The sequence below is a fragment of the Peptoniphilus rachelemmaiella genome, from assembly GCF_943169845.1.
Classification (GTDB): Bacteria; Bacillota; Clostridia; order Tissierellales; family Peptoniphilaceae; genus Aedoeadaptatus; species Aedoeadaptatus rachelemmaiella.
This window is the reverse complement of sequence record NZ_CALPBW010000034.1, coordinates 1-6,533: the sequence shown is the minus strand read 5'-3', so window position 1 is coordinate 6,533 and position 6,533 is coordinate 1. Positions and strand designations below refer to the sequence as shown.

Sequence of the window (6,533 nt, the reverse complement as noted above, 5' to 3'; positions counted from 1 at the left end):
CCCCTTTAAGGGGTAGCCGAGTAATGTTAGCACGGGCAGACCACCGACGCCCTTCAGGCGCAGCTAGTAATGCAGGCCCTTTGGGCCGAAAAAGGAAAACCCCCGGCTACGCCGGGGGATGTTTATTGCCTAAAAGATTCGGAAAAACCGTAGGGTAATGAAAAAGCGAAGGGCGAGGAGAAATACGGCCGCGGCTAAATGAAAAGCCACGGAGAAATAAGGCCATGGCAAAAAGAAAAAGGTGCCTCGAAGGACGGATCAGCGCAGCAAAAAATTTTTCGCCGCACCGTGAAAAAATCCGTCGAGGCAAGCGTTTTTATTTTTGCGGTGCCGGAAAAAGCCGTCGCGGAAGAAAAAATAAATGCGTCTTTCCCCAATGCTTGATAAAGGCTTAACGAATAGAAAAAATATTAAGGTCAAAACACAGCTGTATACAAATATATAGTACACTGACGACAAAATAGACACAGTTTTCGTTAATTGAAAAATTTACTTCAAAAAGGTATGTAATTTAGATATAATGTTACACAAAGGTAGAACGAACCTTAGAATTTTATAAAGGAGATGAGTTTATGAACAAAAGAACACAAGATATCTTTGTAAGTGGTCTGGCCCTGTTCGCCATTTTCTTCGGCGCAGGTAACTTGATCTTCCCGCCTTACTTAGGTGTTACCACCGGTGACGGTTGGTTTGCTACCATGTGCGGCTTCCTTTTAGCCGACCCGGTCATTCCCATTCTAACCGTTTTCATCACAGCCTTTGCAGGCGGTCGTGCCGTTGACTTAGGTAAGCGCGTCAGCCCCGGTTTTGCGAAGCTGTTATCCCTCGTTGCTATTATTTGTATCGGTCCTGCTTTTGCAATTCCCAGAACCGCAGCTACGACGCACGAAGTCGGCGTAATGCCTTTCTTCCCGAATGCACCCGCCTTCATTACGTCCATCGTATTCTTTGCTATTACCTTCGCTCTTGCTTATAAAGAAAGTGGCGTCGTCGATATTATCGGTAAATACATAACGCCGGCATTATTGATCTTCCTCGTTCTCATTATTGCTAAAGCGATTATTACACCTGTAGGTGCCATTGTTCCCGTCGAACACGACGGCGGCTTCTTCGTCAGCGGTTTCTATGAAGGATATCAAACCCTTGACGCTCTGGCAGCACCCTTGTTCACCGGTATCGTCGTCGCCGACTTGATTCGAAAAGGCTATGGCGAAGTCAGTGAAAAAGAACGCCGTTCCTTCATTATGATGGTCGGCTTGGTCTGCTTCGTCGCCTTGGCCGTTGTCTACGGTGGTCTCACCTATTTAGGCGCACAAGGTAGCTCCATGTTTACCGCAGACGATTCCCGCGTCGAAATTTTGGTTAGCTTAGTCGGTATGCTCTTCGGTAGCTTCGGTAAGGTTGCATTGGGTCTGGCCGTCGCACTGGCCTGCCTCACCACCTCCGTCGGCTTAACCTCCGCTGCAGGTAACTTCTTCGAAGACATCAGTAACGGCAAGATCAAATACGGCGTCACCGTTATTATCGTTACGATCATCAGTTTTGCACTCTCCTTAATCGGTGTCGATGCCATCATCGCTTTGGCAGGCCCCGTGCTTACCATCGTTTACCCGATTATCATCGCCTTGGTATTCTACATGATGTTTGAAAAACGCGTTCGCTACGACATGGCTTACATCGTCATGGTCGCAGGTGTTCTCGTTATCGCAGTCATCGAAACCGTCGGCGACAAAATTGGCCTGGGCAGCCTGGCTGCATCCATCCAAACCTTGCCCTTGGGTCAATTCGGATTTACCTGGTTCGTTCCTTCCCTTGTTTGCTTCGCCGTGGGCTACCTCATCGGAAAGATGGGCGTCGGCAAAACCATCGACGATCACCCGGATACGGGAGGCTTCTAAAATACCTTTTAAAAAGAGTCCGCTTCGGCGGGCTTTTTTTATGGGAAGATGTGGTGATAAACTGAATTTAAAACCGGAAATTAGTGATTTCTTAGAGATGAAAGGGCGCGCAGCTTTCCTTTTTCGTAGCGCGGCGCACGGTTTTATATTATAATGTGTTCATATATTCTTACTTACTAATGCAGGAAAGTATTCCACGAGGAGGATTGTAGCGATGAAAGCGACAAATGCGCCGAGAAAGGCGAAGCTGTGGGAGGCCCTTACGGTCTTTTTCGGCCTCGTCTTGATTATGTGCGTGAGCATTTTAAAATTTAAAATCGAACCCCATATTCCCATGTTTATCGGCGTGATTTTCGCCGCCTTAATGGCTCTGAAGATCGGCTATTCCTGGGACAGCATCGAAAAGGCCATGGTGCGGGGGATTTCCCAGGCCCTGCCCTCGGTGATGATTTTAATCACCATCGGGATTTTGGTGGGTATTTGGATCGCCACCGGCGTGGTGCCTTCGATGATTTACTACGGCCTGGGGATATTAAAGCCGTCGATTTTTCTCGTGGCGGCCTGCTTGATTTGCTCCATTACTTCCCTGGCCACGGGGAGCAGCTGGGGCACGGCGGCTACCATGGGGATCGCCCTTATGGGCATTGCCCAAGGCTTAAACATTCCCGCCCCCGTCACCGCCGGCGCCATTTTGTCCGGCGCCTATTTCGGCGACAAGATGAGCCCGTTGTCGGACACGACGAACCTGGCGCCTGCCATGAGCGGCACCGATGTCTTTACCCACGTCAAGGCCATGATCAAGCCCACGATGATTACTTATGTCCTTACCCTGGCGATTTTCGCCTTTTTAACCACCCGCTACAGCGGCCCCGTCGGCTCGGCGGACACCTCGGGGATTGTGGCATTGAGAGAGGGCTTAAAGAGCACTTTTGTCATCAGCCCTCTGCTTCTTTTGCCCCCCATTGTGGTCATCGTCACCATCGCCTTTAAGCTGCCGGCCCTTCCCGGCATCGTTCTCGGCATCGTGGTGGCCACGCTGATCGGCCCCGTCATTCAGCCCACCGTGGGTCTGAACGAAATATTAGGAAGCGGCATGAACGGCTATGTGTCCCAAACGGGCATCGAAAGTTTGGATAAGCTTTTAACCGCCGGCGGCCTCATGAATATGATGCAGTCCGTATCCCTTACGCTCATCGCCATGATGTTCGGCGGCATCGCCGAGGAGACGGGGCAAATGGAAATTATCGTCAAGACCTTGGTACAGGGTATTCGCTCCGTCACCGGCCTGGTTACCGCCACCTTGTTTACCTGCCTCTTGTCCAACATGACCATGCCGGAGCAATACATTTCCCTGGTGGTGCCCGGCCGCATGTTTGCGCCGGAATATCGCCGCCGCGGCCTGCACCCGAAGATGCTCTCCTCTACACTGGAAGCATCGGGCACGGTAACCAGCTGTCTCGTGCCCTGGAACACCTGCGGGGTGTATATGAAAGGCGTGCTCCACGTCTCCCCCATGGCCTATATGCCCTTTGCCGTATTTAACTACCTGATGCCCGCCGTGGTCATCGTCATGACGGCGTTGGGCAAAAACACCTTCTATTTGAAAGATGATCCCGATACGGTCATCGAGGCGGATTAATTGTGAAAAAGAGAAAGCGCACCCTGTTTTTTGCGGTGCTTATCGTGGCGTTTTTCTTTATGCGGCCCCGCTACGAGCCCAATCGGGAGAGCGTCCACAGCCGGGAAGATTTTTTCACGGCCTTTGCGCCTCTGGCGCAGGCAGTGGGAAAGAAATACGATCTCTACCCCTCGGTGATTTTGGCCCAGGCGGCGGTGGAATCGAATTTCGGCGAAAGCGAACTGTCGAAGAGCTACAATAATTACTTCGGCATCAAGGGCAAGGGCGTGGTGCTTCCCACCATCGAAATGGAAGGTGGGCGGAAGATGTCCGTGGAAGACGGCTTTCGCACCTACAACTCCGCCCGGGAGAGCTTTTACGACTACGGCAAGCTCATCGCCAAGGCGAACCGCTACGCACCGGTGCGGGAAGCGGAAAGTGCCGAGGCCTACGCCCGGGCCCTTCACCCGGCGGGCTACAGCACCAACCCCTGCTACGGCGATATCTTGGTGCAGGTAATGAAGGATTACAATTTAATGATCTACGACGAAAACTAAGGCGCTTCGGCGTCTTTTTTATTTGGAAAAGGATCTTGAAAATAGTCAGGCCATAGCGTAGTATAAAAAGCGTATACTACATTTAGAGGTAAGACAGAAATAGTTAGAACTTAACCACAATATGTTGATAGATTGTGGATAAATAAGGGGAGGAAGCAATGAACGTAAGGAAGCGAAACAAGCAAGTGGTGGCATTCGACGGCGAGAAAATTGTCATCGCCGTAAAAAAAGCCATGGCGGAGACGGACAGGGGCGTTGACGAAGACGCGGCCCGGGCCGTGGCCAAGGAGGTCACCGAAAAATGCACGGGCGAAGAGGTCGTGGACATCGAGACCATTCAAGATGCCGTGGAGCTGTCGCTGATGGCGAAGGATCCCGTGGCGGCGAAGAAATACATCCTCTATCGCCAAGAGCGCGCCCGCCTCAGGGAACACGGCTGGGACATGACGGATCTTCAGCGGGACATTTACGAGAAGAAGTACCGCTACGATTCGGAAAGTTTCGAAGACTTTTTGGAACGGGTCTCCGGCGGCAATTCCGCCATTAAAAAAGCCATCGCCAACAAGGAATTTATGCCGGCGGGACGAATCTTGGCGGGCCGCGGTCTGGATGCCTTCGGCAAAAAGATCACCCTTTCCAATTGCTACGTCATGCCCCAGGTGGAAGACAATATCGAATCCATTTACGACACGGCCAAGTGGATGGCCCGCACCTACAGCTATGGCGGCGGCGTGGGCCTCACCTTAAACAAATTGCGCCCGAAAGGCGCCAGAGTCAACAACGCCGCCTCCTCCACCACGGGGGCTGTGAGCTTTATGGATCTTTACTCCCTTACCACGGGCCTCATCGGCATGCGCGGCCGTCGCGGCGCCCTCATGCTCAACATGGATGCCTCTCACCCGGACATTTTGGACTTCATCAATGTGAAGAAAGACCTGGACAAGGTAACCAGCGCCAATATTTCCGTAAACTGCGGCGACGACTTCTTTAAAGCCTACAAGGAAGATAAGCCCTTTACCTTAACCTTCGACGTGGAAGCCACCGGGGAAAAAATCCGCCGGGAAGTCAGCGCCCGGGACATGATGCACAATCTGGCCTACAACAACTGGGACATGGCCGAGCCCGGCGTGCTCTTTAAAGACCGCATCAATTCCTGGCACATTATGAGCGAAGACGACACCTTCGAATACGCCGGGGTAAATCCCTGTGCGGAAGAGCCCCTGCCCGCCTTCGGCTCCTGCAATCTCTCCAGCATTAACTTAGGGGAATTCGTCAAATACCCCTTCAGCAAATTTGCCCGCTTCGAATTCGAATCCTTCGGTCAACTGGTGCGGGAAGGCGTCATCTATTTAAACGACGTCCTGGACGAAAACATGGCCCTGCACCCCTTAAAGGAGCAGCGGGAACTGTCTCGGGACCTGCGCCAAATCGGACTGGGCATTATGGGTGTGGCCGATATGTTCATTAAAATGGGCGTGAAATACGGCTCCTCGGAATCCTTAAACCTTATTAACCAAATCGGCCGCGTCCTCGTGAACGAAGCCCTGCGTCAATCGGCCCTCATGGCCAAAGAAGCCGGCCCCTTCCCTCGCTATCGAAAAGACAAGGTCCTGGCCAGTGAATTTATTCGCTCCAACGCCGACGAGGACGTGCTGGCTCTGATCGAAGAATACGGACTGAGAAATTCCCAGCTTCTCACCATCGCTCCCACAGGCTCCATCTCCACCCTGATCGGCTGCAGCAACGGCGTGGAGCCCATTTTCCAAATCAGCTACGTGAGAAAATCCGAATCCCTTCACGCCGAAGACACCTATTACACGGTGTATACGGAAATTATTCGCAAGCTCATGGAAGCCCAAGGCCTTTCCAGAGAAGAAGACCTGCCCGATTACGTCATTACCACGTCGAATTTAAACTATCGGGACCGAATCAATGTGCAGGCCACCTGGCAGCAATTTATCGACGCCTCCATTTCCTCTACGGTGAACGTGCCCAATGAATTTACCGTGGAAGAAGTGGAAGACCTTTACGTCTACGCCTGGGAGCGGGGCTTGAAGGGCATCACCATTTATCGTGACGGCTGCGCCAGAAGTGGCATTTTAATTACAAACGACAAAAAAGACGGCACCGACCGCATCAAAGAACTGCAAGACGAATTAAATCGGGAGATCGCCAAACAGATGACGGAAAATCCCGATACCTGCCCCATGTGCGGCGGCACCATGAACCACACCGGTGGCTGCGCCGAATGCCAAGACTGCGGCTACAGCCCCTGTGCCATTTAAATGAAATAGCATCATCAAAGAAAAGCGAAGGCGAAACCCTTCGCTTTCTTGCATTAGAAAACCCCCGGTTAGACCGGGGGTTCCGTTTAGCTTTAGCGATAATCACCCGTTATTCCCAGAATGGTATGATAAGAAAGGTCTGCCAACCAATCACAATCAGGAGGGAATAATGACA

At 51.9% G+C, this 6,533-nt stretch carries 5 protein-coding genes; all 5 read left to right on the top strand.

Annotated elements, in window-relative coordinates:
- Nucleotides 1-198 precede the first annotated feature (198 nt).
- A complete protein-coding gene (locus tag KO087_RS09455; RefSeq protein WP_215508977.1) occupies nt 199-384 on the top strand; it encodes a hypothetical protein in 186 nt (61 codons plus the stop codon).
- Between the two features lie 188 nt (nt 385-572).
- Complete coding sequence (gene brnQ / locus KO087_RS09450; RefSeq protein WP_215508976.1) at nt 573-1,898, top strand: branched-chain amino acid transport system II carrier protein; 1,326 nt, start codon at nt 573-575, stop codon at nt 1,896-1,898.
- A 214-nt stretch (nt 1,899-2,112) separates the two neighbouring features.
- A complete protein-coding gene (gene nhaC, locus KO087_RS09445; RefSeq protein WP_215508975.1) occupies nt 2,113-3,537 on the top strand; it encodes a Na+/H+ antiporter NhaC in 1,425 nt (474 codons plus the stop codon).
- 2 nt (nt 3,538-3,539) lie between these two features.
- Nucleotides 3,540-4,073, top strand: a complete 534-nt coding sequence (locus KO087_RS09440; RefSeq protein WP_215508974.1) for a glycoside hydrolase family 73 protein — start codon at nt 3,540-3,542, stop codon at nt 4,071-4,073.
- A 158-nt stretch (nt 4,074-4,231) separates the two neighbouring features.
- Complete coding sequence (locus KO087_RS09435; RefSeq protein WP_215508973.1) at nt 4,232-6,358, top strand: adenosylcobalamin-dependent ribonucleoside-diphosphate reductase; 2,127 nt, start codon at nt 4,232-4,234, stop codon at nt 6,356-6,358.
- Nucleotides 6,359-6,533 lie beyond the last annotated feature (175 nt).